This window comes from Flavobacterium flavigenum, assembly GCF_027111255.2.
GTDB lineage: Bacteria > Bacteroidota > Bacteroidia > Flavobacteriales > Flavobacteriaceae > Flavobacterium > Flavobacterium flavigenum.
Genome location: NZ_CP114285.2, coordinates 3,966,316 through 3,985,299, shown reverse-complemented (window position 1 = coordinate 3,985,299; position 18,984 = coordinate 3,966,316). Strand labels below are relative to the sequence as shown.

17 protein-coding genes and 1 tRNA gene are annotated in these 18,984 nt (G+C 33.1%); 6 read left to right on the top strand and 12 right to left on the bottom strand.

Translation table 11 applies throughout. From position 1 onward, the window contains the following. Window positions 1-80 precede the first annotated feature (80 nt). Window positions 81-494 carry a DoxX family protein gene (locus OZP09_RS16620; RefSeq protein ID WP_269234812.1) on the bottom strand — a complete coding sequence of 138 codons (414 nt, stop codon included), beginning with the start codon at window positions 492-494 and terminating at the stop codon, window positions 81-83. 267 nt (window positions 495-761) lie between these two features. Here OZP09_RS16620 and OZP09_RS16615 point away from each other — a divergent pair, with 267 nt between their 5' ends. The 4 genes from OZP09_RS16615 to OZP09_RS16600 all read left to right on the top strand — a co-directional run bounded on the left by OZP09_RS16615 (window position 762) and on the right by OZP09_RS16600 (window position 4,779). After that, window positions 762-1,178, top strand: coding sequence for a hypothetical protein (locus OZP09_RS16615; RefSeq protein ID WP_269234811.1), 417 nt, complete (start codon window positions 762-764; stop codon window positions 1,176-1,178). Further along, the gene (locus OZP09_RS16610; protein WP_269234810.1) at window positions 1,175-2,245 is read left to right on the top strand and encodes a hypothetical protein; all 1,071 of its coding nucleotides are present in this window, start codon (window positions 1,175-1,177) and stop codon (window positions 2,243-2,245) included. The genes OZP09_RS16615 and OZP09_RS16610 overlap by 4 nt, the downstream gene beginning before the upstream one ends. 575 nt (window positions 2,246-2,820) lie before the next feature. After that, entirely contained in the window at window positions 2,821-3,456 is a 636-nt protein-coding gene (locus OZP09_RS16605; RefSeq protein WP_281309682.1) for a hypothetical protein, read from the top strand. A 93-nt stretch (window positions 3,457-3,549) separates the two neighbouring features. Continuing rightward, window positions 3,550-4,779 (top strand): TMEM143 family protein, encoded by a 1,230-nt coding sequence (locus OZP09_RS16600; protein ID WP_269234808.1) that lies wholly within the window; start codon window positions 3,550-3,552, stop codon window positions 4,777-4,779. 545 nt (window positions 4,780-5,324) lie between these two features. On the opposite strand, the gene OZP09_RS16595 is transcribed toward OZP09_RS16600, so the two are convergent. Further along, window positions 5,325-5,870: a DUF4494 domain-containing protein gene (locus OZP09_RS16595; RefSeq protein ID WP_269234807.1), complete on the bottom strand. Its 546-nt coding sequence runs from the start codon at window positions 5,868-5,870 to the stop codon at window positions 5,325-5,327. 161 nt (window positions 5,871-6,031) lie between these two features. On the opposite strand from OZP09_RS16595, the gene OZP09_RS16590 reads away from it, so the two are divergent. Both OZP09_RS16590 and OZP09_RS16585 read left to right on the top strand, forming a co-directional pair. Beyond that, window positions 6,032-6,505 carry an Mpo1 family 2-hydroxy fatty acid dioxygenase gene (locus OZP09_RS16590; protein ID WP_281309681.1) on the top strand — a complete coding sequence of 158 codons (474 nt, stop codon included), beginning with the start codon at window positions 6,032-6,034 and terminating at the stop codon, window positions 6,503-6,505. Window positions 6,506-6,534: 29 nt separating this feature from the next. Continuing rightward, window positions 6,535-7,281, top strand: coding sequence for a hypothetical protein (locus OZP09_RS16585; RefSeq protein WP_269234805.1), 747 nt, complete (start codon window positions 6,535-6,537; stop codon window positions 7,279-7,281). A 149-nt stretch (window positions 7,282-7,430) separates the two neighbouring features. On the opposite strand, the gene OZP09_RS16580 is transcribed toward OZP09_RS16585, so the two are convergent. From OZP09_RS16580 to mraY, 10 genes are all read right to left on the bottom strand, one after another. Next, a tRNA-Arg gene (locus OZP09_RS16580) sits at window positions 7,431-7,504 on the bottom strand. Window positions 7,505-7,579: 75 nt separating this feature from the next. Further along, window positions 7,580-8,029 carry a GatB/YqeY domain-containing protein gene (locus OZP09_RS16575; protein ID WP_163392751.1) on the bottom strand — a complete coding sequence of 150 codons (450 nt, stop codon included), beginning with the start codon at window positions 8,027-8,029 and terminating at the stop codon, window positions 7,580-7,582. A gap of 196 nt (window positions 8,030-8,225) precedes the next feature. Beyond that, window positions 8,226-10,205 (bottom strand): cell division protein FtsZ, encoded by a 1,980-nt coding sequence (gene ftsZ / locus OZP09_RS16570; RefSeq protein WP_281309680.1) that lies wholly within the window; start codon window positions 10,203-10,205, stop codon window positions 8,226-8,228. Between the two features lie 82 nt (window positions 10,206-10,287). After that, entirely contained in the window at window positions 10,288-11,697 is a 1,410-nt protein-coding gene (gene ftsA, locus OZP09_RS16565; RefSeq protein ID WP_281309679.1) for a cell division protein FtsA, read from the bottom strand. Window positions 11,698-11,703: 6 nt separating this feature from the next. Continuing rightward, complete coding sequence (locus OZP09_RS16560; RefSeq protein ID WP_281309678.1) at window positions 11,704-12,426, bottom strand: cell division protein FtsQ/DivIB; 723 nt, start codon at window positions 12,424-12,426, stop codon at window positions 11,704-11,706. After that, window positions 12,413-13,762 carry a UDP-N-acetylmuramate--L-alanine ligase gene (gene murC / locus OZP09_RS16555; RefSeq protein WP_269234802.1) on the bottom strand — a complete coding sequence of 450 codons (1,350 nt, stop codon included), beginning with the start codon at window positions 13,760-13,762 and terminating at the stop codon, window positions 12,413-12,415. The genes OZP09_RS16560 and murC overlap by 14 nt, the downstream gene beginning before the upstream one ends. Before the next feature lie 143 nt (window positions 13,763-13,905). Beyond that, window positions 13,906-14,991, bottom strand: a complete 1,086-nt coding sequence (gene murG, locus OZP09_RS16550; RefSeq protein WP_281309677.1) for an undecaprenyldiphospho-muramoylpentapeptide beta-N-acetylglucosaminyltransferase — start codon at window positions 14,989-14,991, stop codon at window positions 13,906-13,908. A gap of 41 nt (window positions 14,992-15,032) precedes the next feature. Further along, on the bottom strand, window positions 15,033-16,343 hold the full coding sequence (locus OZP09_RS16545) for an FtsW/RodA/SpoVE family cell cycle protein (RefSeq protein WP_223678907.1): 1,311 nt from the start codon (window positions 16,341-16,343) through the stop codon (window positions 15,033-15,035). 76 nt (window positions 16,344-16,419) lie between these two features. Next, the gene (gene murD, locus OZP09_RS16540) at window positions 16,420-17,751 is read right to left on the bottom strand and encodes a UDP-N-acetylmuramoyl-L-alanine--D-glutamate ligase (protein ID WP_281309676.1); all 1,332 of its coding nucleotides are present in this window, start codon (window positions 17,749-17,751) and stop codon (window positions 16,420-16,422) included. Continuing rightward, window positions 17,752-18,984, bottom strand: a complete 1,233-nt coding sequence (gene mraY, locus OZP09_RS16535) for a phospho-N-acetylmuramoyl-pentapeptide-transferase (RefSeq protein ID WP_281309675.1) — start codon at window positions 18,982-18,984, stop codon at window positions 17,752-17,754.

Sequence of the window (18,984 nt, the reverse complement as noted above, 5' to 3'; positions counted from 1 at the left end):
CACAAATGTAGAAAATAATGCCTTAAGAGAACTGGTCTTTTTAAATCTAAAAATTATAATTATTCAACTTAAAACTTTAATTATACCTTTTTATTCCCGAATAAGGCTCCGGTAGACCATAACGCTAAAAAAATCAAAACAGGCTGAAAAAATAACCGGATCAAGCGAGCCTGATCAGTATCAAGACCAAAAGCAGGAGTGCCGTTTACATATTGTGCAATATTTCCAGGGAAAATTAAAATGTAAAATAAGGCAAGTGCAATTCCGACCTTAGCTTTATACTTCGTTAAAAACAGCATCGCCAAGCCTAATAGTATCTCTACTAACCCAGAAAGTATTACCACCAAATCTTTATCAAGAGGAATCCAATTGGGAACCTGTGCCTGAAAATCATCTCTTTGAAAAGTAAAATGACCTATTGCGGCTGTTATCATAAATAATCCGAGGAATATTCTAATGAAATTCTGAAGTTTCGATGTTTCTGTAGTTTTCATATATAAATAAATTGTTCTGTTTATATTTTAATTAAGGTTTGAAAATTTTACTCAAATTTAATCATAAGCTCTTCAATATATTTTGCAAAGTTTATTTAAACTGATTATGTAATTTCCATATCTATAGCAAACCTGATTACTTAAACTATAATAATCGTGACTTTTTGTAATAAAATGCAGTATAAATACTCATGTTATTTTTCTTAAAATGTAGTAATATTACCAGATAAATGTTAAGACTAAATAGCAACTTAAAAATAATTAATTATGAGTAAAGTTTACAACACATCCAATTGTGACGAAATTAAACTTAGTTTTGAACTATCAAACAATCTGGGGTTTATCCCATTGTACACAAGAGTTTTTTTAGATCTTCAAAATGGAGTGAATGTTCAAAAGCCGATGTTTGTTACTCCAATGCATTTAACGGATGCTTCAATTCCTCTAACCCAATCATTTACACACAACAAAGGACTACTCTATTTTGAAACTTATATTAGTTATAAATCATTAAATGCTTCATCAAAAGTACAGATTATTGCAAACGCAAAAAAATTAATTTTTAATTATAAAATACAGGATTGCAATGGTACAAGTGAGGAATTTTCAACTTATGATTTAGGACCGGTAGATATTAAAAGTAAAGAACTGATTTATTTTGTCGCACTAATTGATTTGATATGAAAAAATTAACTACTTACTTATTTTTACTGCTGATACAGATTAGCGTGGCGCAAAATTCTGCAAATTCTGTTGATTTAAAAGAAGTGCAAATTCTTAATTCAACAGCTTTAGCATTACTGGATAATTCAGCAGCAATCGTTACTTCAAATCCTGACTACAAAGATTTTAATATAAACACTGAAAATCTATCGAATTTATCTTTTGATTTCAGCTTAAATAAAGGAAAACTAAATGGTCTTGAATATTATGGAATTGGTAAAACTGTGGATGATTTTAAACAATTTACAAGTGATAAACTTTTAAGGCCTAATATTTCAGCAGTAGTCCATCGAACTGACAGCACTACTAATATAGGAGCAGGATTTAGCGTAAATGTATTTACACTTTTTCGCAAAAAGAAAGAAGATATGCAAAAAGCTTACGAAGCTATTAGAAACACTACGGACGAAATGATTACTAAAGCTGACCTGATTATGGCAAGAGATTTCCCTAATCTAAATAAAGTCACTAACCTTATAGAATATAATGAACAGTATGCTAAAATACTGGAATCATTGCCAACTGTTGAAGCAAGCGATTTTGCAGAGCTTTTAAAAAGACCTCTATTGACTCTTGATCTCGCTGCGGCATATAGCACTTTATATGATGGTAATAATCACAATAGCAATCAAAAAGACAGAACTGGAGTGTGGAGTACTGTAACCTGGTCTCCTAAAATTGATAAATCTTATCTTAATATTTATGGCTTTATCAGATATATAAAAGATAGTTCTGTTTATAATGAAGACACTAAAAACTTTTCAGATCAGTTTGAATATTTTGATTATGGAAGTAAAATACAAATTGATATCAATTCTTTTTCATTTGGCTATGAGTATATAAGAAGAAATGGAAATGGCAAAGATTATCGGTCTGTGGGATTAATACAATACAAAATCAACGCAAATTATTATATAACAGGAGGATTTGGTAAAAATTTCACTTCAGATTCATCAAAAGACCTAGTTTCACTTTTAGGAATACGTTGGGGAATCAATAAAAGCGATACTAAAAAATGGGAAGATTAATCATAAATAAATTTAAAAAATATACATTCTAAACAAAAAACAGGTATTTATACGTATAGCCAGAATCAAAAATAGTTATATCCTTGCAAAGAATAATTTTAACCATCATTTTTAGTTAATCCGCAAGGAATTGTAAATGAAGAACTTTTTTTGGAATAATTAGTGAGATTTGAATCTGTAAAAAGATTTGAATCTCATTTTTTATTTAACTCTTATCTAAATTACTTCTTAATCAATAATAAAAAATAATGTGAATAGACTCTCTTATTCCATTATCATACTTAACTATTGTAATAGATTACTCTCCGGCAACGACCTCTTTTGCATTGGCTTCTATTAACAAATCCAGAATTCGCTATAGCTATTTGCAATCCTACCTAAACAGAAAAAATACCGTAACGATCTATCTTTCTGCCCTGTATACAGAATCCTGTTAAATCATTATGCAATATTTCGCAATAACTGTGGTACTGAAAATTAATTATTAAAAGCATCAATTGTGAGCTGATTTTTATAGCTTTGCAAAGCCACATTTTCCAATCTTTTTAAAAAACAAATTATAATACCTAATCCTAATGCGATCTATTATTTCGACATTTTTATTTTTAATATTTTTCTGTTCAAATTCTCACGCTCAACTCAGTTCTGATAAAATATTTGAAAGTTTCAAGCAGGGAGAACGTCCCAACTGCTCTTCAATTGCTCTTATCAAAGCTTCACTAAATATTTATGGATTGGACAATCTTTTCATTACTGAAAAATTAAATGATAATTTATATCAAATAACTTTAAAAAATAATGCCACGTTTCAATTAAAAACAGATGAATTAAATAAAGCCGAATTTTCTGCCGGATTTGTATTTATTAAACCGAATGAAGACAGTAAAAAAATAACCGATTATGCGGTATTGGCTTATGCGGTAATGGCAAAATACAAGCAAATTTTAGATAAAGAAAAGACTTTTGATAAGGCTCTCGAAGATTTAGAAGCGGGTGAAATACACACTCCAACTATTTATAAATATTTAGGATTTCAAAAAGGCAAGCAGGTTCAGGAACTAAAACGTCTTACAGGAGGTGAATTTTGCGGAGTTGTGGCGTGGTCAAATGCACATGCCGTTTTCGTCTGTGAAGATTTTATGGACTATTACGGCAATAAAAAAAGCTTATGGGATAAGTATCCGGGACGTTTTAGAATATTAAAATCATAAAATAAACTTTATACAAATACCACTCAAAAATCAAATTTAGGGTGGTATTTTTGTGTTTAAAATACCCTGAAAAAATTAAAGCCCAATACTCTTATGAGACGAGAAAATTACATTCCTTTCAATAAGGAATTTTTACTCGATCAACAAATAGCTGCTTTTGCAGAAGATCAGAAAAAAGTAGAAGATTTTAAAAAGTTATTCGACATCATCGAACACTATTATCATTATGAAACTTTTAACCTTAATCGGAACCTAAAACAAAACTATGGCTTATTCGATCCTGATTTAAGTGAGAAAGAACGTGAAATATATATTGGAAAAAGCAACTATTTAATTTTTAAGGAGACACTTCTAAAAGTTTTAAAAAACGGCAACTACAGGCGTGTCGGGCAAGAAACCTTAGATAAAGCATTTAAGGAATCTGATTTAATTGGCTTAAAACTTTCAATAGATCTTAATGCCTTCAAAGACTATGAACTTTATGTTCGCGGGCAACATAAAATCAAAGAAAAAGTAAAAAAATATATTTTCTGGAAAAAAGAAATTGAGATCGAATACTATGAGCGCGTCATGATTTACCTAAATTATAACGATGCTGATTATCTTACTACAAAAAAAGTAAAGCTGGGAAAAATGCCTGTTGATCCCGGATCAATTGTTCTGAAAATTTTTAAGCGCGTTCCTAAAAATGATCTTGAAACGATTTTCCCAAATGCCATTCCAAAAATGTCTACTACAGACAAACTTTTACTTTGGGTGCCTGGAATATTTGGTGGAATTTCATTACTAAGTGCAAAAGTGATCCCTGCCTTGATTAATATGTACGAAGCTTACAGAACAGGAGAAGCTATTGATTTATTAAATAGTAAAACCTCTCTAAATCAGGGATTAATTGCATTGGGAATTTTATCTGCATATTGTTTTCGCCAATATAATAATTTTGTGAATAAGAAAATCAGGTACTCTAAAATGCTTTCTGACAGCCTGTATTTTAAAAATATTGGAAATAATAGCGGTGCATTTTATTCACTTTTAAATTCATCCGAAGAAGAAGTACTCAAAGAAACTATTTTGGCATATTCTTTTTTACACAGAAGTAAAAATCCGTTAACCGCCAAAGAAATTGATGATCAAATAGAGACCTGGTTTAAAAATAAATTAAATACGAATCTTGATTTTAACACAAAAGAAGCCTTACTAAAATTAAAAAACATTGGACTTGGAATTGAAACTAATGGTAAGTGGAAAGTCATTGCCCTTGAAGATGCACTTATCAAAATTGACGAATTATGGGACAATGCTTTTAATTATAACCAAAAGTAAATCCTCATCTCCCTGTAAGTAATTTACACATTAATCATTATTATTTCCCCTTTTCAAATAAATTAATGATATTATAAAAATAGACTACAGAAATCAAATTATAGACACCAAAGCATTCTTTATATTGTCAAATAAGAAATAATACGTTTTTTACCGATTTATTTTACACTTAATCGATTTAATTTTGTAATATTGAACAGTTAAAAAAATATAAAATTTTACATAAAAAACTGTTTTAACCAATAATACTTATTTTTTAATGTGCTTTTAAGCTAAAATAAACGCGAAAACAGTTAAAATAAATGATAAAACTGAATTATAAAATAATCTCAATTAAAGAAAAAATTAAAAATGACCAAAAAAATGCTACTTGGAATTTGGATTGTATTTCTTATCGTTGCTATCTTTTTTCTGATTTTACAAAAATGGATACAATCTGGCTATTGAGGTCATTTTAACTGGTCAGCAAAATATTCTAATCTGTGCTTACTAATTAAAAAAGGAAGAAAACTGCTTTGTTTTCTTCCTTTTTTAATTATCATGATTTATTCATTCTCAGTTTCAAAATAATCTTCTTGTGATTCTCCCGCAGCTACTAATTCGGGTTTTGAGGCCTTGAGCGTATTGAATCTTTCTAATAGTTCTAAATCTTCCTCTTCTCCACTGAAATAAGGGAAAACATCCATAATTGGTGACTCTGAAATTGCGGGAATAGTATAATCTCCCATAGTATTTTTCATAACCGCAACAGTATTATCATAAGCTTCTTTTACATCATTAGCCTGTACCAGTATATACATGTTGGTTTTGCGTTCTTTTCCGCTCTCTTCATCAAAAGCTATTAAAGAAACTTTTGATTTAAACCAACGGTCTGCATTTTCGAACGGATGAATTTCTGCATAATTTGCGACTTTTATGTTTGTGATTTTAAATTCTTCGCTCACATAAGCTTTCATTTCTTCATTGATTCTGCTTTCAGCTTCCGTATAAGATATTGCATCCACTAAATAAGGTTCTGTTGTGACCTTTTGCGATCCAATATCATCAGTTTTTCTATATTTTACCTTGCATTCATACCAAATTGCACTCATATTTATTTTTTTAAGGATGCCAAAGATAGATTTTAGCAGAAATAAAACTCACTTTTTTACAAAATAGATATTCACAAATTTGAAAAAATAGAATCAGTACAAAATTTGTGGCTAACTCAAAAATATTTAATAGATTTGATAGAATTCCTAAACCTCAAAAAATGAAAACATTAGAACAATGGTTTGAAGAATACGCTGTTAGTCATCAGAATCCCAAAAATAAAGCCATACATTATGTGTGTGTACCGGCCATCTACTTTTCTATCGTAGGTTTACTCATGAGTATCCCAAGCAATTTAATTGCTAATACTTTACGACTCAAAACGCCAATAATCGAAAACTGGGCTGTAGCAGTATTACTTTTTGTACTGGTTTTCTATATTCGGCTGTCTGTTGCTATGGCTTTAAAAATTGCCGTTTTTTCAGCTATTTGCCTGATTGTAAATCATTACGTCTCACAATTCGTTCCTTTGTGGATATTTTCAATTGGCGTTTTTATAATTGCCTGGATTGGTCAATTTTACGGACATAATATTGAAGGAAAAAAACCTTCTTTCTTAAAAGACCTTCAGTTTTTACTAATTGGCCCGGCCTGGGTTGTGGAAAATTTGTTTACAAGAAAACAAAATTCTTAAAGTTTATCACTTCCTAATGATTCCGCATTATGAAAATTGATCAGGACGGTGTTAAAGTTGAAAAATATCATCTTTTTACTTATAGAAGAATCAGACGCACTATTGGATATTTAGGAATAAGTCTTCCGATATTTCTAATTAGCTTATCATTTTTTCCTTTTTTCAAAACTCAACTTCAGCCTTCAATAAGCCATTATTATTATACAAATCTTAGAGAAATTTTTACAGGAACTTTATTTGCTGTTGGATTATTTTTAATTTGTTACAGAGGCTCTGGAAATGCATCCATCTGGAAAAACGATAACTTACTAACTAATATTGCCGGAATTATGGCTGCGGGTGTGGCATTATTTCCGACAAACCCAAATGATTTTGCTAATAAAATTTACACTTTAATTCCATACCAAGAAAAATATCTTGGCTGGCTTCATTATGGTTGTGCTGCTATATTATTCCTAATAATGGCTTTATTGGCTATCAACGTTTTTACCGTTGGGCAACATAATGAAACCCGAAGTCCTAAAAGTATTTTAAACGAAAATAACATTTACAGATTCTGTGGTTATTCGATTATTGCATTTGTAATTATGGTACCGGTTTCAGAAATTCTGAAACTTTATACCTATTCAACTTTGATTTTTGAATCTCTTTCTCTTTTTGCTTTTGGTATTGCATGGCTAATTAAAGGACGTGCATTGGGTGACAAAGGTATAATTGGGAAAAAAATATATCAGGAAAATAATCCGGTTGATACAGAGAAAGTTTTTGAGGAATAATACTTTATCAAGATCCAACACAGTAGCCCAGACAGAAGTGGCATCCTTTGCCTGACTTCTTTAGGCAGGGAAAGATATAGCGGATGGCTGGAAACAGCTCCTAAAAAAAAGACAAAGAAGAAAAATTTCTCTCCTTTGTCCTTTCAAAGTGATCGCGGAGGGGTTCGAACCCCCAACCCTCAGAGCCGAAATCTGATATTCTATCCAGTTGAACTACGCGATCAATATTAAATAATCAAATTCAAAATCCATTTTAGAGATTGAAATTAAGAATCTGAGATATTTATAATTTTTATTATTACGAAAGTAATTTTTTAACAATCGTAGAAATGGTTTTGCCTTCAGCAGTTCCACCTAGTTGAGCAGATGCTAATCCCATTACTTTACCCATTGAAGCAATTCCTGAAGCTCCTGTTTCGGCAATAATTTTTGCTATCACAGCTTCCACTTCTTCTTCACTTAACTGAGCAGGCAAAAACTTCTCAATTACGGCAACCTGAGCCAATTCAGGTTCAGCTAAATCAGGACGGTTTTGTTCAGTAAAAATCCTGGCACTTTCTTTACGCGTTTTTACCAATCGCTGAAGTAGTTTTATCTCTTCATCCTCAGTTAATTCTTCTTTAGACCCTGATGATGTTGAGGCCAATAATAATTCCGACTTAACTGCCCTTAAAGCTTCTAAAGCTACCGTATCTTTTGCTTTCATGGCGGTTTTAATCTCATCCATGATTTGTGCTTGTAAACTCATCTTATATTTTATTTAAATAAGCAAGCTGCTTATCATTGCTATATTAATTGGATTATTTTGACTTTGTTTGTGAAAATAACAGACGTCTGAATGTCTATTTAAAAAAGTCAAATTTTAAATTCTGTGCGAAGATAAAAAAAATAACCCGAAAATTAAATCCAATTTTCGGGCTATCCAAATATTTAGATTTTTAAAACTAATCTACGTTGTCGTGCAAAAACGAATTATTTGAACGCAACTGCAAATCATTATTACTGTCTGTACCAACTGAAATTCTTGAATTGGTATTATTTGATTGAGAATTCGACAAATCGATTCCTAATCTTTTATATGCCGGTTCTTTTTCAAGTTCATCAATTCTGGAAACATTGTTATGAAATTTATAATTGAATTCCTTTAGTTTTCTTCTTCTCTCCTCAGCTCTTAGACGCAACGTTTCCTCAATTGTCAATTCCATTGGAGAAACATTTGAAACTGCTGAAAAGTCAGGTTCGCTTGCAAATTCAGTTTTTGGTTTCAATGTGATATTTAATTCTTCAGGAATTACATCTTCTATCACTTTTTCAACCGGTTTTGATGCGATTAAATCGTTCTCCACCTCCATATATTCTTCTAAGGAATACTTTATAATCCCATTTTCGGAAAGTTCTGTAACCGGCACAAAAGAAACTGGTTCATTAACTTTTATGTTACGGGTTTCATTTGTCAGTTCGAATAAAATTTTATTATCCTCTACAACTGGCTCTTTCTTTACTTCTGGTTCAGCTCTGAAAAGAGGCAAATCAAATGAAAATGTAGTTTGTTCCTGCTTCTCGAAAATTCTTTGCGGGGCTTGTGTTTCCTGAAAAGTCTTTACCTCCGGGGTTGAAATTGTAAAATCTATATCTGTAATTGGCGAAACAATTTCAAAAGTTACATCAAGATTTTTTATAAACTCTGACATTACCACTAACTCTTCCTGATTCATAGTTGGAGCAACAGCAACTGGAGTTGTTGGAGTAGGTATTACCGGAGCATTTGTATCTTCCATCAAATCAAAAACAACTTTCTCTTCTGGTTTTGCAATAGGTGTTTCAGCATTTAAATCAAAAGAAGCAAGCGGTCTGTTTGTTAGATTATGAACACTTCTTTGCTCATCTTCTAATGTATGAATGATTTTTTTAGGCTCAGTATTTACAATCTCGTTTTGTTGTTCAACATCAAAACCAGTTGCGATAATAGTTACAGCAATAGCTTCACCCAGAGATTCGTCTTCACCAACTCCCATGATAATATTGGCATTATAACCTGCTTCTGCCTGAATATGATCATTGATTTCTCCAATTTCATCCAGCGTAATTTCGTCTGATCCAGAAACGATAAGCAACAATACGTTTTTGGCTCCTGTGATTTTGTTGTCATTTAATAATGGAGAATCCAATGCTGAAACAATAGCTTCTTTAGCCCTGTTTTCGCCAGTAGCTACAGAAGATCCCATGATAGCTGTTCCACTATTTGACAAAACAGTTTTAGCATCACGTAAATCGATATTTTGAGTATAGTGATGCGTAATTACTTCTGCAATACCTCTTGAGGCCGTTGCCAATACTTCATCAGCTTTCGAGAATCCGGCTTTAAAACCAAGATTTCCGTATACTTCCCTTAATTTATTATTATTGATTACAATTAACGAGTCTACTTGTTTACGCAGCTTTTCGATTCCTAAAAGTGCTTGTTCCTGACGCACTTTCCCTTCAAACTGAAAAGGAATTGTTACAATACCAACTGTTAAAATTTCTCTCTCTTTTGCCAATTGCGCAATTACCGGAGCAGCCCCTGTACCAGTTCCGCCGCCCATACCAGCGGTAATAAATACCATTTTGGTATTACGATCCAGCATTTTTTCGATATCAGCGATACTTTCAATAGCAGACTGTTGCCCTACATCAGGATTAGCTCCTGCTCCAAGACCTTCTGTCAAATTCACCCCTAATTGAATTTTGTTTGGAACAGAACTATTTTGTAATGCTTGCGAATCAGTATTACAAACGATAAAATCTACACCTTTTATTCCTTGCTGGAACATGTGATTAATTGCGTTACTTCCGCCCCCTCCTACACCTATTACTTTGATGACATTTGATTGGTTTTTTGGTAAATCAAATGAAATGCTTCCAAATTCTGAGTTGCTCATCATCTTTTTGGTTTTGAAATTCTTATTTAATACATTTTTTACTCTTGACTTGGGGCCAATAGTAATTCCTTTTCTCTTATTCTTTTTATTCTGCGTTATCTAAAAAATCTTTGATTTTATCGACATATCTGTCAAAAAACGATTTTCTTATTTTAGTTTCTGTAGATTCCTCAACAGCAACATTACTTCTAACTTCTCTTGATTGTTCAACCGTTTCCATTCTTTCAACGTAGTTTTCTTCAACTTCGTATCGCTGTTGCGTCACTGGAGGAACATTTCTGTAAACCACTTTTGGCTGCTCATTTACAACTTCCATTCTGACAGCACTTTGTGTACTATTTTCAATACTGTTCATTACCAACCCAACTGCAGTTGCAAACAATGGACTTGAAATTTCCTCGCTGGAGTTACCAGCTAAATGCTCGTTTGGATATCCAATTCTGGTATCCATACCTGTGATATATTCTACTAATTGCTTAATGTGTTTTAACTGCGCACCGCCACCAGTAAGAACAATTCCGGCGATTAATTTTTTACGTGGATCTTCATGTCCATAAGCTTTAATTTCAGAGAAAACCTGTTCAATTATTTCTACCACACGAGCGTGAATAATTTTGGATAGATTTTTAAGTGAAATCTCTTTTGGTTCTCTTCCTCTTAATCCCGGAATAGAAACAATTTCGTTATCTTTATTTTCTCCCGGCCAGGCAGATCCGAATTTTATTTTTAAAAGCTCAGCCTGCTTTTCAATAATAGAACATCCCTCCTTGATATCTTCTGTAATTACATTCCCTCCAAAAGGAATTACAGCAGTATGACGAATGATTCCATCTTTAAAAATAGCTAAATCTGTTGTTCCCCCACCGATATCGATAAGCGCAACACCAGCTTCTTTTTCTTCCTGGCTTAAAACAGCATCAGCAGAAGCTAACGGTTCTAATGTTAATCCTGATAATTCAATTCCTGAGCTTTGAATACATCTGCCAACATTTCGGATTGATGATGCCTGCCCCACTACAACGTGAAAACTAGATTCCAGTCTTCCGCCGTACATTCCTATTGGTTCCTTTATTTCAGATTGTCCATCGATTTTAAATTCCTGCGGCAAAACATGAATAATTTCCTCTCCAGGCAACATAGCCAGTTTATTTACCTGGTCAATCAAAAGCTGAATATCTTTTTCGCCAATAACTTCTTCCGGATTATTTCGGCTTATGTAATCGGTATGCTGAATACTTCTGATGTGCTGTCCTGCAATGCCCACAACCACATCTTTAATTTTGTAACCTGAATTAGTTTCGGCTTCAAGAATAGCTTGCTGAATCGATTGAATAGTTTGGGTGATGTTATTTACAACGCCTCTTGCAACACCCAGACTTTTGGATTTACCAATGCCCAGGATTTCTAATTTGCCATATTCATTTTTCTTGCCTATCATGGCAACTATCTTGGTTGTTCCAATATCTAGACCTACTGCAATGTTATCTTTTTCCATTTTCTATTATTTTGTGCAAACTACTTGTTCCGTAAACCTCAGATCAATTTTATTGTATTTAGATAACGAACTATCTAAAACAGCCTTTTGAAAAAAAGCTTTATAATTCCTGAATTTTTGATCCACATTCATTGTTCTTCCAAAATCAATGAAGTAATTATAATTTCTATTAAACATTTTTAAGCTACCATTAGGCATAATTTCTATTGCAATGATGTTTTTTTTCAAAAACGCATCGTCATAAATTGTGCGAAATAGGGCAGCTAAATCTTCGTTATTTTTTTTATTTATTGTTCCCGAAACAAGAGGAACACGCGCCGTAAAATTGTCTGACAAAGGCATTTTATTTCCTTCATAGTCAATATAGAAAGAGCTTCCACCATCATAAATTCTTGCTATTGGTGTTCTCTGTTTTACCCGCGCTTTAAGCACTCCATCAATACTTACAAAAACATCTGATTTCTCAACCATCTCTTGTGTATCGATGCTTTTCTCTATTTTATTCAAATCTAACTCATCTTTTCGGATACTGGAAGCGTCTCTTTTATTTTCTATCAACAATTTATTAACCGTTTCAGGCTTCACAAAAAGCTTGTTCTCTCCTACAAAAATAACCTCAGATTTCTTCAATTTTCTGTCTCCGTTTCGGTGTTGGGCAAACGAATACAGAAAGACAACAAGCCCTAAAATGAATACTAATCTTATATTTGTCCAATTAAATATTTTCATTTAAAATTGCTTTAATTGATGGTACCATCTCTCCAATATCACCAGCTCCGATTGTTACAATTACCGACGCATCATTCGATTTAATTTCGGCTAATAAATCTTCTTTTGCAACAATTTTTTTATTCGAATTAGTCATCTTAGCCAACAGCCATTCAGAGGTAACCCCTTCCATCGGAAGCTCTCTTGCCGGATATATATCCATTAAAAAGACTTCGTCAAACTGCGACAAACTTTCTGCAAATCCATCAACAAAATCTTTCGTCCTGCTGAATAAATGCGGCTGAAAAACCGCCAGCACTTTTCGATCTGGATACAGCTCCCTAACCGCTTGATTTACAGCATTTATCTCTGTTGGATGATGCGCATAATCATCTATATAAACTAAATTTTCAGATTTGATCTGATATGAAAAACGTCTTCTGATTCCGTTAAAAGAAGCCAGCGCTTTTACAATTGCATCTGTTGATGTTCCAAAAGTTTTTGACATTGCGATAGCCATCAATGCATTCATCAAATTATGCTTCCCTGGCAGTCCAAAACGCAAATCCTTTATAATTTCTGATGGTGTTTGCACATCAAAAACGTAACTTCCATCTTCTATCCTAACATTAAAGGCCTTGTAAACAGCTTCCTCATTAATCGCACACTGAACTCCATCCAAAGGCAATTCTTTAGTAATAAAGAGATTATTTTTATCTTCAACTTTGGAGGCAAATTCTACAAAAGAAGCTTCTATAGCATCACTGGTCCCGTAAATATCCAAATGATCTGCATCCATCGATGTTATGCAAGCAATATTGGGGTGTAAATGTAAAAACGATCTGTCAAATTCATCTGCTTCGACAACTGTTACTGTTTTTCCGTTTCCAATTAGATTTGAATTATAATTCTCAACAATTCCGCCAACAAATGCCGTAACATCTGCCCCACTTTCATACAAAATATGACCCAAGATACTAGAAGTAGTCGTTTTTCCGTGTGTTCCTGCCACTGCAAAACTAAACGTTCCTTTAGTAATAATACCTAAAACTTCTGCACGTTTTTTAACCTGATACTGTCTTTCAATAAAGTAATTCCACTCTGAATGCGTCATAGGAACTGCCGGTGTAAAAATCACCAGCGTATTTTCTACATAATAATCAGATGGAATCAAACTAATATTATCTTCAAAATGAATATCAATACCACTTTCAATCAATTCATTTGTAAGCATTGAGGGAGTTTTATCATAACCCGAAACTTTTTTCCCGATATATTTAAAATAACGGGCCAGGGCACTCATTCCGATTCCTCCGATACCAATAAAATAAACGTTTTGTATTTGATTTAAATTCATTTGATTTTTATTTTGAGCTATTTTACGTTTATAAAAAACTAGTAATTAAGCCTTTATATTTTTTATTATTTAACAACTCAAAACGCTTAAAAATAACGTTATGATTTTTTTATTTTGTTCTATAATTAAGCTAAAAAGTTATATTATAACAACTTTCTAATTTCATCTACAATTACTTTTGTAGCATTTGGTCTGGCGAGTTTTTTAATATTATCGCTTAATTGATTTTGTTTTCCCTCATCCTTTAAAAGTGCTTCAAAAACAATACTAAACTGACTGTCTAATTCTGATTCCCTTAATAAGATTGCGCCTTTTGCATCTACTATTGCCTGAGCATTTTTGGTCTGATGATCTTCTGCTACATTTGGCGACGGTATAAAAATAACCGGCTTTCCAACAATACATAATTCTGAAACTGATGATGCCCCTGCCCGGGAAATAATCACATCTGCAGCAGCATAAACAAAATCCATTCTTTCAATGAAATCGACTACTTTTACATCCTGCTGATTGTATTTTTTATAATCCTCAAAATATAATTTTCCGCATTGCCAAATTACCTGTACATTTTGCGAAAGAAAATTATCCAGTTCTTTTTCGATTAGCTGATTAACTCTCCTGGCACCTAAACTTCCACCTAAAACCAACAGCGTTTTTTTATTCGGATCTAAACCATAAAAAGCAATAGCATCATTACGTTTTGTATCAATATCAATCAAATCCTGACGAACCGGATTTCCTGTTAAAACAATTTTTTCTTTTGGAAAAAAACGTTCTAAATTCTCATAAGCTACACAAATTGCATTTGCTTTTTTGCTCAGCAGCTTATTTGTTATCCCGGGAAATGAATTTTGTTCCTGAATTACTGTAGGTATTCCGGCCGAGCCTGCTGCCTGCAATAAAGGTCCGCTTGCAAAACCACCTGTACCAATAACTACATTGGGTTTAAATTGCCTGATAATTCTTTTTGACTCTAACAAACTTGATGCTAACTTTAATGGAAAGATCAGATTTTGCAAAGTCAGTTTTCGCTGTAAACCAGCAATCCAAAGCCCTTTTATCTCGTATCCTGACTGAGGGACTTTTTGCATCTCCATTTTATCTTTGGCACCTACAAAAAGAAATTCAGCATCAGGAAATTGTAATTTTAATTCGTTTGCAATCGCAATTGCAGGATAAATATGTCCTCCTGTTCCACCACCACTTAGTATGAATCTATACTTTGTCATATTTTTAAAAGTTATAGTTCTTAAACTATTCTTTTCTAATTTTATTTGTTCAATACTGCATTCATCGGATTTTTAGAATTATCCAGAATTGAATACATTTCTTCTTCTTCATATATTTCATTAGCAGCCAAATCTTCTTCTGCCAATTCTTTATCAATTAACCTTTGAAGCGCTTCTTTTCTTCTTTCTTTCTCTTCTTTCTCTTCAGCGATTTCTTCTTCTTTCTTAGTTACACTAATAATGATTCCCAAAGAAAAACAAGTCATCCAGATTGAACTACCTCCGCTACTTATAAGTGGAAGGGTTTGTCCTGTTACCGGCAATAATTCAACTGCAACAGCCATATTAATCATTGCCTGAAATATCATTGGAAAACCGAGTCCAACTACAACCAATTTCCCAAAAAGTGTATTTGCTTTATGTGATGCAATTACAAATCTAAACAGCAATAATAAATATAAAAGCAGGATAGAAACTCCTCCTACCAATCCATATTCTTCTACTACAATTGCATAAATAAAATCAGAAGATGATTGTGGCAAAAAGTTTTTCTGCACACTTTTACCTGGCCCCAAACCACCTAATCTTCCTGATGCAATAGCTATTTTTGCCTTTTCAATCTGATAATCATCTTCGTCAGGTTTGTCTGTGGTGAAGTTTTCAATACGGCTTCCCCAAGTTCCAACTCTGCTAAAAAATCTTGAATCCGGGAATGCTTTTGCTACTAATAAAAAAAACATCAGCATTGCAATACCAGAACCAATAATAAAACCAATATATTTTAATGGATATTTACCAATAAAAGTTAGCATTATTACCATACAAAAAATCAACGCTGTTGTAGAGAAGTTTGCTGGTAAAATAAGTGCCAGGGTAATAAAGACCGGAATCCAAAGCTGTACTAATGAAACCTGAAAAGGTTCATTTTCTTCTTTAGTTTTAGATAAATAACGTGCTACAAAAATAAAAAGAACGATAGATGCTAAAGTTGACGTTTGAAATGTGATTCCAATAAAAGGAACCTGAATCCAACGACTTGCATTAGCTCCCGCGATTACTGTTCCCTTTAACAATGTATAAACGAGTAAAAACCAAACAACAGGCAACGCTATTTTTGATATAGCCCTGAAATAATGATATGGCACTTTATGCACCCAGTAAATAATTAAAAATCCAATACAAATATGAGCCAAATGTTTAATCAAATAACCCAGTGTATTTCCTGTACCGTGCCCGATATAAGCCAGATTACTACTTGCACTAAAAACAGGCATAAACGAAAACAGTGCTAATAAAGCCACGAATGACCATATTACCCTGTCTCCTTTTAATTTGTTTACCAGCTCTTTCATAATTCTTTTGTTTCAGGTTTTCTTGTTTTAGATTTCAAGTTTCCACATAACGAGAAACTTTAAACTTTAAACTATATTACAAGTTATGTACCGCTTGCTTAAATTGTTTCCCTCTGTCTTCGTAGTTTTCAAATAAGTCGAAACTAGCACAAGCCGGAGATAATAAAACAGCATCACCTTTTTCTGTTAATCTTTGTGCCGTTTTCACAGCATCATTCATATTATTTACTTCCACCATTATGTCCACAACATTTCCAAAAGATTCTATAATTTTACGATTATCGATTCCCAGGCAGATAATTGCTTTTACTTTTTCGCGTACTAATGACATCAATTCATTGTAGTCATTGCCTTTATCAACACCTCCTACAATCCAAACAGTTGGAACATTCATACTGTCTAAGGCAAAAAAAGTGGCGTTTACATTTGTTGCTTTAGAATCATTGATGTACTGTACATTCTGGATTTTTAATACTTTTTCTAAACGATGTTCAACACCTTGAAAATTTGATAAACTTTCGCGAATTGTTGCATTTCTAATTTGCATCAATTTTGCTACAGAGCTTGCTGCCATTGCATTTTTCATATTATGTTTTCCTTCTAACGCAATGTATTCTGTTTCCATTGTAAACTCTTCCTGGTTAATCTTTATTTCCATTTTGTTGTTATTTATAGAAGCCCCTTCATCGAATGATTTAGTCAATGAAAAAGGAATTAATTTTGCTTTTGTTTTATTATTCTTTAACCATTCTGTACTTGCTTCATCATCTGCATCGTAAATCAGATAATCAGTTTCAGTCTGGTTCATTGTTATCCGGAACTTTGAATTGATATAATTCTCATATTTATATTCATACCTGTCTAAATGATCCGGACTAATATTGGTTATGATGGCGATATCAGGTCTGTAATCTATTATTCCGTCTAACTGAAAACTGCTTAATTCAAGAACGTATGCATCAAATTTATTTTCGGCAACCTGCCAGGCGAAACTCTTCCCGATATTTCCTCCTAAACCTACATTCAAACCTGCCGATTTTAATAAATGATGGGTGAGCATTGTTGTTGTTGTTTTACCATTGCTACCGGTAATTCCAATAGTGAGAGCTTCAGTAAAAGGTTTCGCAAACTCAATTTCAGAAATCACCTTAACCCCTGCAGCAATAAGCTTTTTTACTATCGGGGATTTATCCGGAATTCCCGGGCTTTTCATCACCACGTCTGCATTCAGAATTAAATCTTCAGTATGCTGTTCCTCTTCCCATGCAATTTTATTAATGATAAGAACTTCTTTATAACTCTCTTTAATCTTTCCAAAATCAGATACAAAAACCTCGTATCCTTTTTTCTTACCGAGGATCGCAGTTCCAACACCACTTTCTCCTCCTCCTAAAACAACCAATCTCATCTATCTTAATTTTAAAGTAACGATTGATAATATGGCTAACATTACAGCAACAATCCAGAAACGGGTTACGATTTTACTTTCGTGGTATCCTTTTTTCTGATAATGATGATGCAGCGGTGACATCAGGAATATTCTTCGGCCTTCTCCGAAACGCTTTTTGGTGTATTTAAAATAAGTTACCTGTATAATTACTGAAGCACTTTCGGCAAGGAAAATTCCGCAGAATAAAACAATTAATATTTCTTTACGAACCGCAATGGCTAAAACTGCAATAATCCCTCCAATTGTTAAACTTCCTGTATCTCCCATAAATACTGACGCAGGAAATGAATTGTACCAGAGAAAACCAATTAAAGCCCCAACAAACGCAGATATAAAAACGGTCATTTCTCCTGAATTAGGTATATACATTATATTCAGATAATTGGAAAAAATGATATTTCCTGAAACGAATGTAAATATTCCGAGGGCGAGTACAGAAATTGCAGAGGTTCCGGCAGCGAGGCCATCAATTCCATCTGTTAAATTGGCTCCGTTTGAAACTGCTGTAATGATGAAAATTACAACCGGAATAAACACTAACCAAGCCCATTTTTCGTATCCATCTCCCATAAACGATAAAACTTCAGCATAATCAAATTCGTTGTTTTTCACGAAAGGTATTGTTGTTGCTGTAGATTTTTCTTCAACAGGCGCAGGAAGTACAACGGTTGTATTTGATGCTGTTCTAAAAACATCTGTCTTTCCTGTATCTGTTCTTACTGTAACAGCAGGATTAAAATATAAAACCGCTCCTACAATAATACCAAGACCAACCTGACCAATAACTTTAAAAATTCCTTTTAACCCTTGCTTATCTTTTTTGAATATTTTGATATAATCGTCAACAAAACCAATAGTTCCCATCCATAACGTAGTTACAATAAGCAATACAATATAAATGTTATGCAGACGAGCAAACAGCAAAACCGGAATCAAGGTTGCGAAAATAATAATCAAACCTCCCATTGTAGGTGTACCTGCTTTTTCGTTTTGACCTGCAAGACCCAATTCACGCACTGTTTCCCCAACCTGCTGGCGGCGTAAAAAATTGATCACTCTTTTACCATAAATAGTTGACAAAAGCAGTGAAAGCATAAATGCCAAAGCCGATCTGAAAGTAATGTACTGAAAAACCCCTGTTCCAGGCACATCAAGTGTTTTGTCAAAATATTCAAATAAATAGTATAGCAT